Raw genomic sequence first — 18,007 nt, 5'->3', positions numbered from 1 at the left:
ATCCTTCCCTGCTCAGGGCTGTATGGTAATGAGATGATGATTTAAAACTGGGGAGGTATATAAAGAGATGGTGGTGGGGGAAGGATTCGAACCTTCGAAGTCTGTGACGGCAGATTTACAGTCTGCTCCCTTTGGCCGCTCGGGAACCCCACCATGGTATTCATGGTTGCTAATTTTGAACAGAAAGTTGGCAAATTCTCTCTGGTACTACTGAAACAACTTTACTTTGAGTGATTCATGAGGCTTCAGATTTCTCTGTTTGCTCATTGCCATAAAATAATGGTGGTGGGGGAAGGATTCGAACCTTCGAAGTCTGTGACGGCAGATTTACAGTCTGCTCCCTTTGGCCGCTCGGGAACCCCACCATGATGCTCATGGTTCACTACTATTTACTGGGAATCGGCTAGATCCCTTTGTACTACATCATTGCTTGCGAAACGTCTGTCTCGGTAAGCGGGGCGCATCATATCAAATGAAGCGCTTGTGTAAAGCATTGAAATGCAGAAAATGAATTGTTTGTCGCTTTTTTATTCTCAGCGGTGCTTCCGTGAACGAAAGACACCGCTTTGTTAACCAATTACAAGATCACCGTGCGGTTACCGTAGACGAACACGCGTTGAGCCAGTACACGATACAGTGCGCGGCTAAGCACGTTTTTCTCCACGTCACGCCCGGCACGCATCATATCTTCTGCCGAATAGGTGTGATCGACATGAATAACGTCCTGCATAATGATTGGGCCTTCATCCAGGCTGTCGTTCACATAGTGCGCCGTTGCCCCGATGATCTTCACACCACGCTCATAAGCCTGGTGATAAGGGCGTGCACCGATAAAGGCTGGCAGGAACGAATGGTGAATATTGATCACCTGGTTTGGGTAATGCTGAACAAAAGCCGGGGTCAGCACGCGCATATACTTGGCCAAGACTACGTAATCAGGCTGATATTGGTCGATCTGCGCGATCATCTGTTGATCATGTTGCTCACGCGTCAGCCCTTCGTGGCTGACCAGATGGAACGGAATGTCAAAGCGTTCAACCAGCGTCTGCAACGTGGTGTGGTTGCCAATGACGGCGGCAATCTCAACGTCCAGGCCGCCATAGGCGCTTTTCATCAGCAGATCGCCCAGGCAGTGGGCTTCTTTGGTGACCAGCACCACAATACGGCGGCGGCCTGCGCTGTGCAGTTCGCGCTCCGAACCCTCTGGTAACGCGCCGTCCAGATCGGCCAACAGCGTCGTATCATTGAAGATCCCTTCCAGCTCGGTACGCATAAAGAAACGACCGGTGAGGTGATCGACAAACTCATTGTTCTGCACAATGTTCAATTCGTGCTTGTAACAAATGTTGGTGATCTTGGCGATCAGCCCTTTGGCATCGGGGCAGATGGTGCGTAAAATTTTTCTTTGTACGTTTTGCTGTGGCATGAGTGTGTCGATTCCGTCTGATTCTGAACCCGCAGGCTTATTGCCCGCAGCACTTTTTATATTTTTTGCCTGAACCGCAGGGGCAAACGGCATTTCTGCCCGGTTGAGGTTTGGTTCCGTCGATATAGTACCAGCGTTGTTCAAGACGAAGGAAGCGGGAACGCTCATGCATGGCACTCTCGCTTTCTCCATCGCGCGAACGGGCGATGAATTCCACGAACCCTTCATCGGCGCTATTGCCAGCGGTTTCCGCTACCACCGTCAGCCCAAGCCATTCGGTATCGCCAAAGCTGCTGCTGATGGCGCTGCGCCACTCTTCGGGGTTGCAGTCTGGGTGCCAGGTCGCAATTAGATAATCCACATCCCGTTTTACATAGGCGGAATATCTCGAACGCATTAATATGCCCGGCGACATAGCGTATTGAGTACCTGTTATATAGGGCGCACAGCAAGCGCTGTAGTCCTGCCCGCTGCCGCAGGGGCATAGCTCAGTCAAAATAACGCCTCTCAGTAGTTAGCTCGCACGATGTATAGCCGCGGCTAAAATCAATTTAACGCATATGTTACCTAACATCATTCGTTGATGACAATGTACCCTGCGATTGGGTTGAGTGAATTCACCGAGCAAAGGATAGGCAAAGCATGCGGAAAGTTAAAATCGGGTTGGCATTAGGGGCCGGTGCCGCCAAGGGGTGGGCGCATATCGGCGTGATTAACGCACTGCGTAAGCTGGGTATCGAAGCCGATATTGTTGCAGGATGTTCCGTGGGAGCACTGGTTGGGGCGGCGTTTGCCAGCTATCGGTTGCCAGCGATGGAGAAGTGGGTACGATCATTCAGCTACTGGGACGTAATCAGACTGATGGATCTGTCCTGGCAGCGCGGTGGTTTATTACGCGGTGAACGCGTATTTAACGTCGTTGGCCAAATACTGAAAATTAACGACTTTACCGACTGCTCATTGAAATTCGGTGCGGTGACCACCAACCTCAGTACCGGCCGTGAGCTGTGGATGACCAAAGGGGATATCCACCAGGCCATTCGTGCCTCCTGCAGCATGCCGGGTTTGTTGGCACCGGTCTGGTTTGACGGATATTGGTTGGTGGATGGTGCCTTGGTCAACCCGGTTCCTATTTCATTGGCCAGGGCGATGGGGGCAGACATCGTGATTGCCGTGGATTTGCAACATGACGCGCACCTGATGCAGCAGGATCTGTTTTCGGTACGCAATGATGCTCGCGAGCAGAGTGAAACAAGCATTAGCGATGCCAATAACTGGCGCGACCGCCTGCGGGAACGCATGAATAAAATGATGCTGAAGAAAACCACCTTCACCCCCACGGCGATGGAAATCATGAGCACCTCGATTCAGATGCTGGAGAATCGAGTGAAGCGAACCCGTATGGCCAGTGACCCGCCGGACGTACTGATCCAGCCGTATTGCCCACAGATATCTACCCTGGATTTCCATCGCGCCAGCGAGGCGATAGAGGCGGGCCGCTTGGCAGTCGAAAAACAGATAGATGTTTTGGCACCATTGATAAAAAATAAATGATTACCATTTGTTAGGGTGGAATGATGCTATTGGGCGTGTTTTCGACAGGCACAAGTGCTCATTATGAGCCACTATTACAACATCAAAAGGGAAGAGGCTGGGTCGATGGCATTACCACTGATAAGCAAGCGCATCTTAATCGTTGAGGACGAACAGGTTTTCCGTTCTGTGCTTGTAGGTTATCTTGCATCCTTGGGAGCACAAACCAGCGAGGCGGCCAATGGCCTTGTGGCGTTGAGTGCGGTTGAAGAGTTCGCTCCCGATCTCATCCTGTGCGATCTCGCCATGCCGGAAATGGACGGCATCGAGTTTGTTGAGCATCTGCGCTTGCAAGGGATAAAGATCCCGGTATTGGTGATCTCGGCGACCGATAAAATGGCGGATATCGCCAAGGTGCTGCGGCTCGGCGTTCAGGATGTGCTGCTGAAACCGTTGAGCGATCTCAATCGGCTGCGCGAAGCGGTACTGGCTTGCCTCTATCCTAATATGTTTACTTCGCAGGCGATCGAAGAGGCTGAGCTGTTTCAGGATTGGCAGGCATTAAGCCAAAACCCCTCCGAGGCCGTGAGATTACTCAAGCAGTTACAGCCACCCGTGCAGCAGTCTATTGCCGGTTGCCGTATTAATTATCGGCAATTAACCACCAGCGAAAATCCGGGGTTGGTGCTGGATATCGCGGCGCTATCGGATAAAGACCTGGCGTTTTATTGCCTGGATGTCACCCGTGCGGGAGATAATGGCGTGATGGCTGCCTTGCTGTTGCGTGCTTTATTCAACGGCTTACTACAAGATCATTTAGCCAATCAACAGCATCGCCTGCCGCAAATGTCTGCATTGTTAAAACAAGTTAACCAATTATTGCGCCAAGGCAAGTTGGAAGGCCAATTTCCGCTGTTGGTGGGCTATTATCATGCCGAATATAAGAATCTGGTGCTGGCCTCTGCCGGTTTGCATGCCAATGTAAATACAGGGGATAACCTGATTCAATTAAGTAATGGCGTCCCCTTGGGCACGCTTGGCACCACTTACATGAATCAAATAAGCCAACGCTGTGATGCCTGGCAGTGCCAAGTCTGGGGGAGCGGCGGTCGGTTACGTCTGATGCTGAGTGCTGAATAAATCATCAATGGAACTCCAGCAATTGCCTCTGCCTATTCTCCATTAACGTCGTTTCCATAGGTAGTTGTCTTAATTTATTGCTATTTGAGCTTGGGGTAATACTCAGCGGATTTAAGCTGGTATACTTTGCGGGTTTTTCGTATGGCGGAGTAAGTGCGCAATTTGAGAGCGAAAAGAGAGCTACTTAGAAAGATCGTCAGGACTTCAGTAGCCATTTGCGGGTGATAAGCTCGTTGGTGAGCTCTTTGACCCATAGCGTGTCGAGACGAAAAGACCACCCAACACGGGTAAAGAATTGTTGGTTTGGCTGCGGCCTAGGGCGGCGGACAAACAGAAGTAGCTTGATAACTTTTTGTTAAATTTGAAAATTAGGACTTCCCGATGAAAGTAACCGTTTTCGGTATTGGCTATGTTGGCCTGGTACAGGCAGCCGTGTTGGCTGACGTGGGTCATGATGTCATGTGTATCGACATCGATGAACAGAAGGTCGAAAACCTCAAAAAAGGCAATATTCCGATCTTTGAACCGGGCCTGACCTCGTTGGTACAGCAAAACTATGAAGCCGGTCGTCTACATTTCACTACCGATGCAAAAGCCGGTGTTGCTCATGGCGCTATCCAGTTTATCGCCGTGGGAACGCCACCGGACGAAGATGGTTCTGCCGATCTGAAATATGTCACCGCCGTGGCACGCACCATCGCCGAACATATGACAGACCGCAAAGTGGTGATCGATAAGTCAACCGTACCGGTAGGTACCGCTGATAAAGTTCGTGAAGTGATGACCGAAACGCTGCGCAAGCGCGGCAGCGACTTGGCGTTTGATGTCGTCTCCAACCCAGAGTTCCTCAAGGAAGGGGCCGCTGTTGCCGATTGTATGCGCCCTGAGCGTATTGTGTTGGGCACAGACAACAAAGACGTCATTGAGCCGTTGCGTGAGCTGTATGAGCCGTTCAACCGTAATCACGACCGCATGATCCTGATGGATATCCGCAGCGCAGAGCTGACCAAATATGCCGCCAACTGCATGCTGGCGACCAAAATCAGCTTTATGAACGAAATCTCCAATCTGGCAGAGATGCTGGGTGCGGACATTGAAAAAGTGCGTCAGGGGATCGGTTCGGATTCACGTATTGGCTATCACTTCATTTATCCAGGCTGTGGCTACGGCGGCTCCTGCTTCCCGAAAGACGTTCAGGCGTTAATCCGCACCGCAGAACATATCGGTTATCAACCGAAACTGTTGCAAGCGGTAGAGCAGGTGAACAACCAGCAGAAATATAAGCTGACCCAGTTCATCAAGCATCATTTTGCTGATGATATAAAAGGGAAAACCTTCGCGCTGTGGGGCCTAGCGTTTAAACCTAATACTGACGATATGCGTGAAGCTTCAAGCCGCGTGCTGATGGAAACCTTGTGGGAGTTAGGCGCCAGCGTGCAAGCCTATGACCCGGAAGCCATGGCTGAAGCGCAGCGTATCTATGGGCAACGTGCCGATCTGAAACTGATGGGTACCAAGGAGGCGGCGTTACAGGGAGCCGATGCGTTGGTGATCTGTACCGAATGGCAGAATTTCCGTGCTCCGGATTTTGATGCGATTAAGTCAGCCTTGAAGCAGCCTGTCATTTTTGATGGCCGTAACCTGTATGATCCAGAACGACTGCAAGCTCGCGGTTTTACTTATTATGGTATTGGTCGTGGCGCATCGATTAAGCCGGTCATTTAAGAGGTGAGCATGAAATTCCTGGTTACAGGCGCTGCAGGGTTTATTGGTTATCACGTAACGGAGCGCCTGCTAGCCATGGGGTATCAGGTTGTCGGTATCGACAACCTGAATGATTATTACGCTGTCAGCCTGAAACAGGCACGGCTCGACATGCTGGCTAATCAGCCAGCATTTCAGTTTATCAAACTGGATTTGGCCGATCGCAATGGAATTGCCGAGCTGTTCGCTGAACATCAGTTTGAGCGGGTCATTCACCTCGGCGCCCAGGCCGGGGTGCGTTATTCGCTGGATCACCCTTTGGCTTATGCGGATTCTAACCTGATTGGCCATTTGAACATTCTTGAAGGGTGTCGGCATAATAAGGTTGGGCATTTGCTGTACGCGTCCTCCAGCTCGGTTTATGGCCTGAATCGCAAGCTACCGTTTTCGACGGATGACTCTGTCGATCACCCAATATCCCTGTATGCTGCGACGAAAAAAGCCAATGAGCTTATGTCGCACAGCTATTCGCATTTATATGGTCTGCCAACCACTGGCCTGCGCTTTTTCACCGTATATGGCCCTTGGGGGCGTCCTGACATGGCGCTGTTTAAATTCACCAAGGCGATATTGGCCGGTGAGAGCATTGATGTATATAACCACGGTGAGATGCATCGTGATTTTACTTACATTGATGATATTGCCGAGGCGGTAGTGCGCTTGCAGGCCATTGTTCCTCAACCCAATGCCAATTGGACGGTGGAACAAGGGTCTCCAGCCAGCAGTTCTGCGCCTTACCATGTCTATAATATCGGCAATAGTAGCCCTATTAAGTTAATGGAATATATTCATGCCCTGGAGGCTGCGTTAGGTATCACGGCGCGCAAAAATATGCTGCCGATGCAGCCTGGTGACGTTTTGGATACCAGCGCGGATACCGAGGAGCTGTACCAGACTATCGCGTTTAAACCTGAGACTAGCGTTGATGAAGGGGTTAAACGGTTTGTTGATTGGTATCGGGCGTTTTATAACGTTCAGTAACCGAACGATAGAAGGGTAGAATAAAGGGGCTTTGGCCCCTTTTTCTTTTCCTGTACATGAGAATTTTGCTAGTCAACCGGAATAACTCGTGTGAAGGTCAGGGGGATTACCGTGGCTGCAAAGCAAAAAGGCTCCCATAGGGAGCCTTTTGAAGGTAACTAAAATGCTATTACAGCAGGAAATCGTCCAGAGATTTGCCTTGCTCTTCGATAGCTTTTTTAATCACGGCTGGAGTACGGCCCTGGCCAGTCCAGGTTTTCATTTCGCCGTTTTCGTCTTTATACTGGTATTTAGCTGGGCGTGCAGCACGCTTTGCTTTACCAGCGGCTTTGGTAGCAGCCATAGTTTGCAGCAGTTCGTTTGGATCAATACCGTCTGCAATCAGCATTTCGCGGTATTGTTGCAGTTTACGAGTGCGCTCTTCAATTTCTGCTTGAGCCTGGCTGTCTTCTTCGCGGCGTTCGTTAACAACAACTTCCAGCTTCTCCAGCATCTCTTCCAGTGTTTCCAGGCTGCATTCTCTTGCCTGTGCACGTAGAGTACGGATGTTGTTCAAAATCTTCAATGCTTCGCTCATTGTTCTAGCTCTCAAATTATATTGGTGGGGGGGCGTGACGATAATAATAGAGTGCTCCTTTCTTTTCTGCAATAGCCAAATTGAAAGAGTGACTAAATTTATCTTTAAAAAACCGATATTGAGAACTGTCCGACTAATAACATAGGGGGATCAGGCTTTAATCCCCCCTGGTTTTTATGCCAAATTGTCCAACCGGATGGCATAATCGCCGAGCTTAAAGTCATTTTGGTCCGCTCGTCATAATTATGCTCTATAACAGTATCGGGAAGGATTTGTGTCCATAATCACTTCCCCAAAAGGACTAGTACTGTAAAGAATGGGGGTATAGCGGTAAACAGCCTGACAGGAGAGAGTAAGTTGTTAAGCGTTCCAATTAACCGGGTAGTCATCGCTCAAAACACATTTAATTGCATTGTTGGCGGGAGGGACTGGGCAGGCTGTTTGCTCGCTGGCAGGACATATCCGTTTGAGCATTAATGAATTTAGTTAATCATTAACAAAAATTAATTGTGCTTGATAAACCACAGTAATCTGTAAATAGATGTAAAAGTGTCCGTTGCGCGTGTAAAATGTTTCACATGAAACTTGGCTTATGGCTATTTTCTTAGGTCAAGATAATGTCAGCCCGCTTGCTGAGTCTGACCAGGGTCTATGCTACACTGTCAACCTGCACCTTCCGACAGTATATACCCGTCGTCTTTCAGGCCGCAGCGTTGTTAACCGCAACAGAGACTCATCAACCGGGGGCGAATATATTCTCCCTTATTGGCAAGGGCGCAGTGAAGCGCGCCAGCTAGACCAGATGATGAGTCAGCGGGGGGCTCAGCTACAACCAGAAAGTCTTAGGGTATATATTTTAAACCATTGGAGTCGCGGCCACATGGCTCAGCTTTATTTTTATTATTCCGCTATGAACGCGGGGAAATCGACGGCACTGTTACAATCTTCATATAATTATCAAGAACGTGGTATGCGCACGCTGGTGTTCACCGCGGAAATCGACCACCGCTTCGGCGTGGGCAAAGTGAGTTCGCGGATTGGGTTGTCGTCGCAGGCACAGCTTTATAATAACGCCACCCAGCTGTATGCCATGATTAATCAGGAACATCAGCAGCAGCCCGTGCATTGCGTGCTGGTGGATGAGAGCCAGTTTCTGACCAAAGAGCAGGTTGAAGAACTTTGCGAGGTGGTCGACCAACTGGATATTCCTGTGCTGTGTTATGGCTTACGTACGGATTTTCTTGGGGAACTGTTTGTTGGCAGCCATCATCTGCTTGCCTGGGCCGATAAACTGGTCGAACTGAAGACCATTTGTCATTGCGGGCGTAAGGCCAATATGGTGCTACGCCTGGGGGACGATGGCAAGGCGATGCATATGGGGGAGCAGGTGGTGATCGGGGGTAACGAAAGCTATGTTTCGGTATGCCGCAAACACTACAAGGAAGCGATCAAGACCCCAGAGTGATATTGCGCCAGAAGCGCCGCAGAAGGCCTATGCGGCGTTTTTGAATGCCGACCTGTGGGGTAGGGTAGTATCGTTGTCAAAATCGTGTGGTGCTCATTGGGAACAATTTGTCTCACGCATAAAAAAACCCGCCTTTCGGCGGGTTTTGACCATTCAGAGAACGGTTATTTCTTGGACTTTTTTTCCGCTTTGGCTGCAACTGGTGCCGCAACTACCGCCTCTTCTTCAGTCGCTTCGCTGAATTCGCGACCGTAGAAGGTATCCATCAAGATTTGCTTGAGTTCGGCAATCAGCGGATAACGTGGGTTAGCACCGGTACATTGGTCATCAAACGCATCTTCAGACAGTTTGTCGACCTTGGCCAGGAAGTCGGCTTCCTGTACGCCAGCTTCGCGGATCGAGGTTGGAATACCCAGCTCTGCCTTGATTTCGTCCAGCCATTTCAGCAGTTTTTCGATCTTCTGCGCGGTACGGTCACCGGCAGCGCTCAGGCCGAGGTGGTCTGCGATTTCCGCGTAGCGACGACGAGCCTGAGGGCGGTCATACTGGCTGAAGGCGGTCTGCTTGGTCGGGTTGTCGTTGGCGTTATAACGAATAACGTTAGAGATCAACATGGCGTTAGCCAGGCCGTGCGGGATGTGGAACTCAGAACCCAGTTTGTGGGCCATTGAGTGACAGACACCCAGGAAGGCGTTGGCAAACGCGATACCGGCGATGGTAGCGGCGTTGTGTACACGCTCACGAGCAACCGGGTTTTTCGCCCCTTCGTGATAGCTGGCTGGCAGATATTCTTTCAGCAGTTTCAGCGCTTGCAGCGCCTGGCCGTCGGAATATTCGTTAGCCAGTACGGAAACGTAGGCTTCCAGGGCGTGAGTGACCGCATCCAGCCCGCCGAAGGCGCACAGGGATTTAGGCATGTTCATCACCAGGTTGGCATCGACAATCGCCATGTCCGGGGTCAGAGCATAGTCAGCCAGTGGGTATTTCTGGCCGGTGGCGTCATCGGTTACTACCGCAAACGGCGTGACTTCTGAACCGGTACCTGAAGTGGTTGTGACGGCGATCATTTTCGCTTTCACGCCCATTTTCGGGAACTTGTAGATACGCTTACGGATGTCCATAAAGCGCAGCGCCAGATCTTCGAAGTGGGTTTCAGGATGTTCGTACAGCACCCACATGATTTTCGCGGCGTCCATTGGTGAACCACCACCCAGCGCGATGATCACGTCTGGTTTGAAGGAGTTCATCTGCTCGGCACCTTTACGTACGATGCTCAGCGTTGGGTCAGCTTCAACCTCAAAGAACACTTCAGTTTCAATACCGTGCGATTTCAGAACCTTGGTGATCTGATCGGCATAGCCGTTATTGAACAGGTAGCGGTCGGTAACGATGAAGGCACGTTTTGCCCCGTCGGTAGCCACTTCTTCCAGCGCGATTGGCAGTGAGCCACGGCGGAAGTAGATTGATTTCGGAAGTTTGTGCCACAACATGTTTTCTGCTCGCTTCGCTACAGTTTTCTTGTTGATCAAATGTTTTGGACCGACGTTTTCAGAGATGGAGTTACCCCCCCAGGAACCGCAGCCCAACGTCAGTGACGGAGCGAGTTTAAAGTTGTACAGGTCACCGATACCCCCCTGAGAAGCCGGGGTGTTGATCAGAATACGTGCGGTTTTCATTTTGTCGCCAAAATATTCCACGCGTGCAGTCTGGTTGTCTTGATCGGTGTACAGACAAGAGGTGTGACCGATACCGCCCATGGCGACCAGTTTCTCGGCTTTGCTGACGGCGTCTTCAAAGTCCTTGGCCCGGTACATCGCCAGGGTAGGTGACAGTTTTTCGTGAGCAAACGGCTCAGATTCGTCAACCAGTTTCACTTCACCAATCAGGATTTTGGTGTTGGCTGGCACTTTGATACCGGCCATTTCAGCGATTTTTGGTGCAGACTGGCCAACGATAGCGGCGTTGAGGCCACCGTTTTTCAGGATGATGTCCTGAACGGCTTTCAGCTCTTTGCCCTGCAGCATGTAGCCGCCGTGGGAAGCGAAGCGTGCGCGCACTGCATCGTATGCGGAATCCACCACAATCACGGACTGTTCAGACGCACAGATCACACCGCTGTCGAAGGTTTTTGACATCAGGATAGAAGCAACAACGCGTTTGATGTCGGCAGTTTCATCGACGACAACTGGAGTGTTACCGGCACCAACACCGATAGCGGGTTTACCAGAGCTGTAAGCGGCTTTAACCATGCCTGGGCCACCGGTTGCCAGGATCAGGTTGATGTCTGGGTGATGCATCAGCTGATTGGACAGTTCCACCGTTGGCTGGTCGATCCAACCGACGATGTCTTTCGGCGCGCCAGCAGCAATGGCAGCCTGCAACACGATATCAGCGGCTTTGTTGGTGGCGTTCTTGGCACGTGGGTGCGGAGAGAAGATAATGCCGTTACGGGTTTTCAGGCTGATCAGCGCTTTGAAGATCGCGGTAGAAGTTGGGTTGGTGGTTGGCACGATACCGCAAATCAGGCCAATTGGCTCTGCAATGGTGATGGTACCGAAAGTGTCGTCTTCGGAGAGGATCCCGCAGGTTTTTTCGTCTTTATAGGCGTTATAGATGTATTCGGAAGCGAAGTGGTTTTTGATGACTTTGTCTTCAACGATACCCATGCCTGATTCTTCAACGGCCATTTTAGCCAGAGGAATACGGGCATCTGCGGCGGCGAGGGCAGCGGCGCGGAAGATCTTATCAACTTGCTCTTGTGAGAAGTTGGCATACTCGCGCTGGGCTTTTTTGACACGTGCAACTAGCTCGTTCAATTCAGCGACATTCGTTACAGCCATGATGCTCTCCTGATAAATGTTAAACTCTTTCAGTAAATAAGCCGTTCGAGGAACTAGTATAGACATCTGTCAGGAAGGCGTCTGTTAGATCATGAGACTTTTCCCGCAGTTAGCGACCCATACTGCTGATTTACTTAAAGAGCTTTACCAAGTGCAAGTTGGTAGTAGGCAAGCGAGACGGAAATCGGTATCCATACCTCGTACTCCCTTTTGACTACGACTAAGAGCTTAACTATTCCTGAGTAGATATTTCGTGATGTACATCATAAAAATCGCAAGCTGACACCTTTCAGCTGGTGTTTGTTGAGAGTAATTATCAACAAGGTGCTTGACGATGACGCGATGATACTTGATAACAGCATGCAACACACAAAGCATTAACAATAGCGAATTGTTTTGTAACATTCTGTTGGGGTAGGGAAAAATGCTGGTCGAGTGGATGGATTAGCTGGCGCAATTCCATTACATTAGCGCGCATCGGCAGTGTCTCTTTATACAGCTATTTATGCGGAGTTTTTCGTGGGCCAATCTCTGTTGGATTTTTCCGGCTACATCAAGTTCTTTGTCGGCCTGTTTGCGCTGGTCAACCCGGTAGGTATTCTGCCGGTGTTTATCAGTATGACCAGCTATCAGGCCGAGGTCGGGCGTAACAAAACCAACCTGACGGCTAACCTGTCGGTGGCGATTATTTTGTGGACCTCGCTGTTCCTGGGCGAGGGTATATTGCGTATGTTTGGTATCTCCATCGATTCTTTCCGTATTGCTGGTGGCATTCTGGTGGTGACCATCGCCATGTCGATGATCAGCGGCAAGCTGGGTGAAGACAAACAGAACAAGCAGGAAAAGTCAGAGAGCGCGATCCGTGAAAGCATCGGGGTTGTTCCCTTGGCTCTGCCGCTGATGGCCGGGCCGGGTGCTATCAGTTCCACCATTGTCTGGAGCTCTCGTTACCACAGCTGGCAGAACCTGTTAGGTTTTACCGTGGCGATCGCCTTGTTCGCTTTCTGTTGTTGGCTATTGTTCCGGGCAGCTCCGCTGCTGGTGCGTCTGCTGGGGCAAACCGGCATCAACGTCATTACCCGTATCATGGGGTTATTGTTGATGGCGCTGGGGATCGAATTTATTGTCACCGGCATCAAAGCCATTTTTCCTGGGTTGTTATAACCTTAATAAAGCCGCGGATAATCCTGTTTGCGGCTTAAGTTATTTTTAATTTTTCAAATTATCCCAGCTGATGCATTATTAAAGTGCATCAGCTGCCTGCTTTTTATTCTATTGCCCCACCCTGTGGCACAAATCTCACTTTATCGGTTGATAAAGCACCAAGATGTTATTTTCTCCACTTTTAAAAACCGCGTGACGGGGTTTTTGTCTCCCTATGGGTAAAATTGTTGTTAATTTAATCACATCATTCTGTAGGGCTTGTCTCCGTTTCACACAGGTGTTATTAGTGATTAACCACGGATAGGCAGGTGTTTATTCTCTGAACGGCATTTTTGTTAACTGAATGTTTCTTTTGAGTGGTTTTTTTCATCCGTGAAGAAAAGGTTAAAAATGAAGCTGTTACTTATCCAGTAAAATCATGGTGTTAATCGGTTTTCGGGCAGGTAGGAAGGCTAGGTGTCTGTAGGGCCATGGGATAATAAAAGAGAAATGCTTAACATTTCTGTAAAAATTATTAGCTATGAATTTTTGCTTCTGCTAATTTCCGAGCAACTCGTTGGAAAGAAAAATCTTATCTTTGGCGCGCCAAGTAGGAATGATTTTTGCTGGTATCCGTATATTTAGCCCGCTTGATAACTATTTCACAATTATTGCTTAGCCGTGAAAAGGAGCCTGTAGTATGCCGCAAACCACGAAGCATCAACCGTTGGCCGTTATCATCGCCGCCGTGTTGGGGATGAGCGCCAGCCAAAACCTGCAGGCCGTTGAGGTTCCGGCCGGGGTGCAATTGGCACCACTGCAGCGCATGGTGATCAACAACGGTTCAGAAGTCGCTTCATTGGATCCGCATAAGGTCGAAGGAACGCCTGAAAGCAATATTATCCTCAACCTGCTTGAAGGGTTGGTCAGCACCGATGCCAATGGTCATCTGGCCCCTGCAGTGGCGGAAAACTGGGAAAATACCGATTACCAGACGTGGACCTTCCACCTGCGTCCAGGGGCGGTATGGAGTGATGGCTCTCCGGTGACCGCACAGGATTTCGTATACAGCTGGCAGCGGCTGGCGGATCCCAAGACCGGTTCCCCTTATGCCAGCTATCTGCAATACGCCCGAATTGAGAATATTGACGCTATTCTTGCCGGTAAAAAACCGCCTGAATCGCTTGGCGTAAGCGCCATTGATGATAAAACGTTGAGGGTGACGCTCAGCGAGCCGGTGCCCTATTTTGTCAGCATGCTGTCCCATACCTCAATGAAACCGGTGAAACAGTCCGTGGTTGAGAAATTTGGCGATAAGTGGACACTGCCACAAAACTACGTGGGCAACGGGGCATATCGCTTATCCGAGTGGGTCGTCAATGAACACATCATGCTCGAACGCAGCCCGAGCTACTGGAATAACAGCAAGACGGTAATCGAGCAGGCCACGTTCCTGCCGTTGTCTTCAGAAGTCAGCGATATTAACCGCTACCGCAGCGGTGAAATCGATATTACCAATAGTGCCATCCCGCCGAATCTGTATGCCAAAATGAAGCGTGAGATCCCGGAACAGTTGCACGTTAACCCTTACCTGTGCACCTTCTATTACGAGATCAACAATCAGCGTGCGCCGTTTACCGACGAGCGCGTACGTGCGGCAGTCAAGTTGACGCTGGATCGCGACATTATTGCCAACAAGATCATGGGCCAGGGCCAAATCCCGGCCTACAGCTTTACGCCAACCTTTACCGAGGGGGGCAACTTCAGCCAGCCAGAATGGGCTGGGTGGACGCAGGAAAAACGCAACGAAGAAGCGAAGAAACTGCTGGCGCAGGCCGGGTTCACCGCTGAGAAACCGCTCAAGTTTACCTTGTTGTACAACACCTCCGATCAAAATAAACAGCAGGCCATCGCTGCTGCCTCAATGTGGAAGAAGAACCTCGGCGCACAGGTCACATTGCAAAATCAGGAATGGAAAACCTCGCTGCAGAGCCGCCATGAAGGGCAGTTTGATGTGGCTCGTGCCACCTGGTGCGGCGATTACAATGAACCGAGCGCGTTTCTGAATATGCTGCTTTCCAACAGCAGCAATAACACCTTCTTCTATAAAAGCCCGGCGTTCGATGCGCTGATGGCCAGCACCCTGCAAGCACCGGACGCCGCTGCACGAGGGGCGATTTATCAGCAGGCGGAGACCTTGCTGGACAAAGATTCTGCGTTGGTCCCGGTTTATTATCGGGTCAGTGCGCGGCTGGTCAAACCTACGGTTGGCGGTTTCACCGGCAAAGATCCGCAAGACTATATCGATCTGAAAAACTTTTACATCATCAAACAGTAATGAAGGGTGTTACCGGCGGTGATAGCAGCCGGTAATACACAGGAAAGGCAGCGTCGTTTCGTTCCACGACGTCCAGCCAAAGCAACCCCCGGTTAACGGGCAACGCAGCTCCCACGACGGAGTTGTGATAATAAAAACTGGAGTTTAACCACATGACCAACATCACGAAGAAGTCCCTGCTGGCAGCAGGCATTATTGCGGCGCTAGGCTTGACGGTGGCAGGAACTGCTTTTGCGGCCGATGTGCCAGCGGGCGTTCAGCTGGCAGACAAGCAGGAAATCGTCAAGAACAACGGTTCCGAAGTACAATCCCTTGACCCGCACAAGATCGAAGGCGTGCCTGAAAACAACGTCACTCGCGATCTGATTGAAGGTCTGGCAAATAACAGCCTGGACGGTTCAGTGGTGCCGGGTGTCGCAGAAAGCTGGGATAACAAAGATTTTAAAGTGTGGACCTTCCACCTGCGTAAAGACGCCAAATGGTCGAACGGTGAGCCGGTAACGGCACAAGATTTCGTGTATAGCTGGCAGCGTTTGGTTGACCCGAAAACCGCCTCACCTTATGCCAGCTATCTGCAATATGCTCATGTAGAAAACGTGGATGACATCATCGCGGGTAAGAAAGACAAATCGACGTTGGGCGTCAAGGCCATCGACGATCATACCTTCCAGGTAACGCTGACCGAGCCGGTGCCGTATCTGGTAGAAATGACTCCGCACTACGCCATGAAGCCGGTGAATAAAGAAGCGGTAGAGAAGTTTGGTGAGAAGTGGACCTTGCCACAGAACTACGTCAGCAACGGCGCGTACAAGCTGAAAGACTGGGTAGTTAACGAACGTATCGTGCTGGAACGTAACCCGCAATACTGGGATAACGCCAAAACCGTCATTAATAAAGTCACCTTCTTGCCGATCGCGTCAGAAGTCACCGACGTCAACCGCTATCGCACCGGCGAAATCGACATGACCTATAACAACATGCCGATCGAACTGTTCCAGAAGCTGAAGAAAGAGATCCCGAACGAAGTGCACGTCGATCCTTACCTGTGTACTTATTACTACGAAATCAACAACCAGAAAGCCCCGTTCACCGATGCTCGCGTACGTGAAGCGCTGAAGCTGGGGATGGATCGCGATATCATCGTCAACAAGGTGAAGAACCAGGGCGACCTGCCAGCTTACAGCTTTACTCCTCCTTACACCGATGGTGCCAAGTTGACCCCGCCAGAATGGTTTGGCTGGACGCAGGAAAAGCGTAACGAAGAAGCCAAGAAGCTGCTGGCCGAAGCCGGTTATGGCCCTGGTAAACCGCTGACCTTCTCACTGTTGTACAACACCTCCGATCTGCACAAGAAACTGGCCATTGCCGCTGCGTCTATCTGGAAGAAAAACCTGGGCGTGGACGTGAAGTTGGTGAACCAGGAGTGGAAAACCTTCCTGGATACACGCCATCAGGGCACCTATGACGTGTCACGTGCTGGCTGGTGTGCGGACTACAACGAACCAAGCTCCTTCCTGAACATGATGCTGTCCGACAGCAGCAGTAACACCCCGCACTATAAGAGCGCAGAATTCGACAAGCTGATGGGCAACGTCTTGACGGCGAAAACCAAAGAAGAGCGTGCCGATCTGTATCAGAAAGCCGAAGTTCAGCTGGATAAAGACTCTGCCATCGTTCCGCTTTATTACTATGTGAATGCTCGCCTGGTGAAACCTTACGTGGGTGGTTACTCAGGCAAAGATCCACTGGATAACGTTTACGACAAAAACCTGTACATCATCAAACATTGATGCGGCAAGGGCTGGCGGCACAGGTCGCCGGCCCATTTCAAGACAATAAGCCGTTATCAGGCTGAAGCACAGGGCTAGGGCAATGCTTAAATTTATCTTTCGTCGCCTGTTAGAGGCGATCCCGACACTATTTATACTTATTACCATCTCTTTCTTTATGATGCGCCTCGCACCCGGCAGCCCGTTTACCGGTGAGCGTGCGCTGCCACCCGAAGTGTTGGCCAACATTGAAGCCAAATATCACCTTAACGATCCGATCTGGAAACAATACGGACACTATTTGGTGCAGCTGTCGCAGGGCGATTTTGGCCCTTCATTCAAATACAAAGATTATTCGGTTAATGACCTGGTCAAGGCTTCGTTTCCCGTTTCAGCCAAACTGGGTTTTGCCGCTTTTGTTCTGGCGGTGGTGCTGGGGGTGAGCGCTGGGGTTATTGCCGCGTTGAATCAGAATACCAAGTGGGACTATACGGTGATGGGGTTCGCCATGACCGGTGTGGTGATCCCCAGCTTTGTCGTGGCCCCTTTACTGGTGCTGATTTTCGCCATTACCTTGAAGTGGTTGCCCGGTGGAGGCTGGAACGGTGGGGCGCTGAAGTTCATGATCCTGCCGATGGTGGCGCTGTCTTTGGCCTATATCGCCAGCATCGCGCGTATCACCCGTGGCTCGATGATTGAGGTGCTGCACTCCAACTTTATCCGTACCGCCCGTGCCAAAGGTTTGCCGATGCGCCGCATCATTCTGCGTCACGCATTAAAACCCGCGCTGCTGCCGGTGCTGTCGTATATGGGGCCAGCGTTTGTTGGGATTATCACCGGTTCGATGGTGATTGAGACTATTTACGGCCTGCCAGGAATTGGTCAACTGTTCGTTAACGGTGCATTGAACCGTGACTATTCGCTGGTGTTGAGCCTGACCATTCTGGTCGGCGGCTTGACCATCCTGTTTAACGCGATCGTCGACGTGCTATATGCCGTGATCGATCCGAAAATCCGTTACTAAGCTGGAG

Annotated in this window: 13 protein-coding genes and 2 tRNA genes; 9 read left to right on the top strand and 6 right to left on the bottom strand. The window is 50.6% G+C overall.

Going from position 1 to position 18,007, the window contains the following annotated elements:
• Nucleotides 1-68: 68 nt before the first annotated feature.
• From KGP16_RS14320 to KGP16_RS14305, 4 genes are all read right to left on the bottom strand, one after another.
• Nucleotides 69-153, bottom strand: a tRNA-Tyr gene (locus tag KGP16_RS14320).
• Between the two features lie 127 nt (nucleotides 154-280).
• Nucleotides 281-365, bottom strand: a tRNA-Tyr gene (locus tag KGP16_RS14315).
• Nucleotides 366-577: 212 nt separating this feature from the next.
• Nucleotides 578-1,426 carry a formyltetrahydrofolate deformylase gene (purU, locus tag KGP16_RS14310; RefSeq protein WP_021181219.1) on the bottom strand — a complete coding sequence of 283 codons (849 nt, stop codon included), beginning with the start codon at nucleotides 1,424-1,426 and terminating at the stop codon, nucleotides 578-580.
• Between the two features lie 37 nt (nucleotides 1,427-1,463).
• Nucleotides 1,464-1,922: a YchJ family protein gene (locus KGP16_RS14305; RefSeq protein WP_059200970.1), complete on the bottom strand. Its 459-nt coding sequence runs from the start codon at nucleotides 1,920-1,922 to the stop codon at nucleotides 1,464-1,466.
• Between the two features lie 146 nt (nucleotides 1,923-2,068).
• Here KGP16_RS14305 and rssA point away from each other — a divergent pair, with 146 nt between their 5' ends.
• The 4 genes from rssA (at nucleotide 2,069) to KGP16_RS14285 (ending at nucleotide 6,844) form a co-directional block, all read left to right on the top strand.
• Nucleotides 2,069-2,980 (top strand): patatin-like phospholipase RssA, encoded by a 912-nt coding sequence (gene rssA, locus KGP16_RS14300; protein WP_223499884.1) that lies wholly within the window; start codon nucleotides 2,069-2,071, stop codon nucleotides 2,978-2,980.
• Nucleotides 2,981-3,085: 105 nt separating this feature from the next.
• Complete coding sequence (rssB, locus tag KGP16_RS14295; RefSeq protein ID WP_037376114.1) at nucleotides 3,086-4,099, top strand: two-component system response regulator RssB; 1,014 nt, start codon at nucleotides 3,086-3,088, stop codon at nucleotides 4,097-4,099.
• Nucleotides 4,100-4,480: 381 nt separating this feature from the next.
• Nucleotides 4,481-5,824, top strand: coding sequence for a UDP-glucose/GDP-mannose dehydrogenase family protein (locus KGP16_RS14290; protein ID WP_021806602.1), 1,344 nt, complete (start codon nucleotides 4,481-4,483; stop codon nucleotides 5,822-5,824).
• Between the two features lie 9 nt (nucleotides 5,825-5,833).
• The gene (locus KGP16_RS14285) at nucleotides 5,834-6,844 is read left to right on the top strand and encodes an NAD-dependent epimerase (protein ID WP_021806601.1); all 1,011 of its coding nucleotides are present in this window, start codon (nucleotides 5,834-5,836) and stop codon (nucleotides 6,842-6,844) included.
• 169 nt (nucleotides 6,845-7,013) lie between these two features.
• Here KGP16_RS14285 and hns read toward each other — a convergent pair whose 3' ends face one another.
• A complete protein-coding gene (gene hns / locus KGP16_RS14280; RefSeq protein ID WP_021181225.1) occupies nucleotides 7,014-7,421 on the bottom strand; it encodes a histone-like nucleoid-structuring protein H-NS in 408 nt (135 codons plus the stop codon).
• An 880-nt stretch (nucleotides 7,422-8,301) separates the two neighbouring features.
• On the opposite strand from hns, the gene KGP16_RS14275 reads away from it, so the two are divergent.
• A complete protein-coding gene (locus KGP16_RS14275; protein WP_021806600.1) occupies nucleotides 8,302-8,886 on the top strand; it encodes a thymidine kinase in 585 nt (194 codons plus the stop codon).
• 164 nt (nucleotides 8,887-9,050) lie between these two features.
• Here KGP16_RS14275 and adhE read toward each other — a convergent pair whose 3' ends face one another.
• Nucleotides 9,051-11,726 (bottom strand): bifunctional acetaldehyde-CoA/alcohol dehydrogenase, encoded by a 2,676-nt coding sequence (gene adhE / locus KGP16_RS14270; protein WP_021806599.1) that lies wholly within the window; start codon nucleotides 11,724-11,726, stop codon nucleotides 9,051-9,053.
• Nucleotides 11,727-12,245: 519 nt separating this feature from the next.
• On the opposite strand from adhE, the gene KGP16_RS14265 reads away from it, so the two are divergent.
• From KGP16_RS14265 to oppB, 4 genes are all read left to right on the top strand, one after another.
• Nucleotides 12,246-12,890 carry a YchE family NAAT transporter gene (locus tag KGP16_RS14265; RefSeq protein WP_021181228.1) on the top strand — a complete coding sequence of 215 codons (645 nt, stop codon included), beginning with the start codon at nucleotides 12,246-12,248 and terminating at the stop codon, nucleotides 12,888-12,890.
• A gap of 679 nt (nucleotides 12,891-13,569) precedes the next feature.
• Nucleotides 13,570-15,207 (top strand): ABC transporter substrate-binding protein, encoded by a 1,638-nt coding sequence (locus KGP16_RS14260; RefSeq protein WP_223499883.1) that lies wholly within the window; start codon nucleotides 13,570-13,572, stop codon nucleotides 15,205-15,207.
• Nucleotides 15,208-15,359: 152 nt separating this feature from the next.
• On the top strand, nucleotides 15,360-16,997 hold the full coding sequence (gene oppA / locus KGP16_RS14255) for an oligopeptide ABC transporter substrate-binding protein OppA (protein ID WP_094981329.1): 1,638 nt from the start codon (nucleotides 15,360-15,362) through the stop codon (nucleotides 16,995-16,997).
• An 82-nt stretch (nucleotides 16,998-17,079) separates the two neighbouring features.
• On the top strand, nucleotides 17,080-18,000 hold the full coding sequence (gene oppB, locus KGP16_RS14250) for an oligopeptide ABC transporter permease OppB (protein WP_021181231.1): 921 nt from the start codon (nucleotides 17,080-17,082) through the stop codon (nucleotides 17,998-18,000).
• Nucleotides 18,001-18,007 lie beyond the last annotated feature (7 nt).

The organism is Serratia sp. JSRIV006 (genome assembly GCF_019968685.1).
Taxonomy (GTDB): Bacteria; Pseudomonadota; Gammaproteobacteria; order Enterobacterales; family Enterobacteriaceae; genus Chania; species Chania fonticola_B.
Note: the sequence above shows the minus strand (reverse complement) of the source record. Positions and strands in the feature narration are given on the sequence as shown.

What these genes read in the sequence shown, in the direction of transcription:
- adhE (WP_021806599.1), bottom strand. Translation starts at nt 11,726, where the DNA reads ATGGCTGTAACGAATGTCGCTGAATTGAACGAGCTAGTTGCACGTGTC.
- rssA (WP_223499884.1), top strand. Translation starts at nt 2,069, where the DNA reads ATGCGGAAAGTTAAAATCGGGTTGGCATTAGGGGCCGGTGCCGCCAAG.
- KGP16_RS14260 (WP_223499883.1), top strand. Translation starts at nt 13,570, where the DNA reads ATGCCGCAAACCACGAAGCATCAACCGTTGGCCGTTATCATCGCCGCC.
- rssB (WP_037376114.1), top strand. Translation starts at nt 3,086, where the DNA reads ATGGCATTACCACTGATAAGCAAGCGCATCTTAATCGTTGAGGACGAA.
- hns (WP_021181225.1), bottom strand. Translation starts at nt 7,421, where the DNA reads ATGAGCGAAGCATTGAAGATTTTGAACAACATCCGTACTCTACGTGCA.
- oppB (WP_021181231.1), top strand. Translation starts at nt 17,080, where the DNA reads ATGCTTAAATTTATCTTTCGTCGCCTGTTAGAGGCGATCCCGACACTA.
- KGP16_RS14275 (WP_021806600.1), top strand. Translation starts at nt 8,302, where the DNA reads ATGGCTCAGCTTTATTTTTATTATTCCGCTATGAACGCGGGGAAATCG.
- oppA (WP_094981329.1), top strand. Translation starts at nt 15,360, where the DNA reads ATGACCAACATCACGAAGAAGTCCCTGCTGGCAGCAGGCATTATTGCG.
- KGP16_RS14285 (WP_021806601.1), top strand. Translation starts at nt 5,834, where the DNA reads ATGAAATTCCTGGTTACAGGCGCTGCAGGGTTTATTGGTTATCACGTA.
- KGP16_RS14290 (WP_021806602.1), top strand. Translation starts at nt 4,481, where the DNA reads ATGAAAGTAACCGTTTTCGGTATTGGCTATGTTGGCCTGGTACAGGCA.
- purU (WP_021181219.1), bottom strand. Translation starts at nt 1,426, where the DNA reads ATGCCACAGCAAAACGTACAAAGAAAAATTTTACGCACCATCTGCCCC.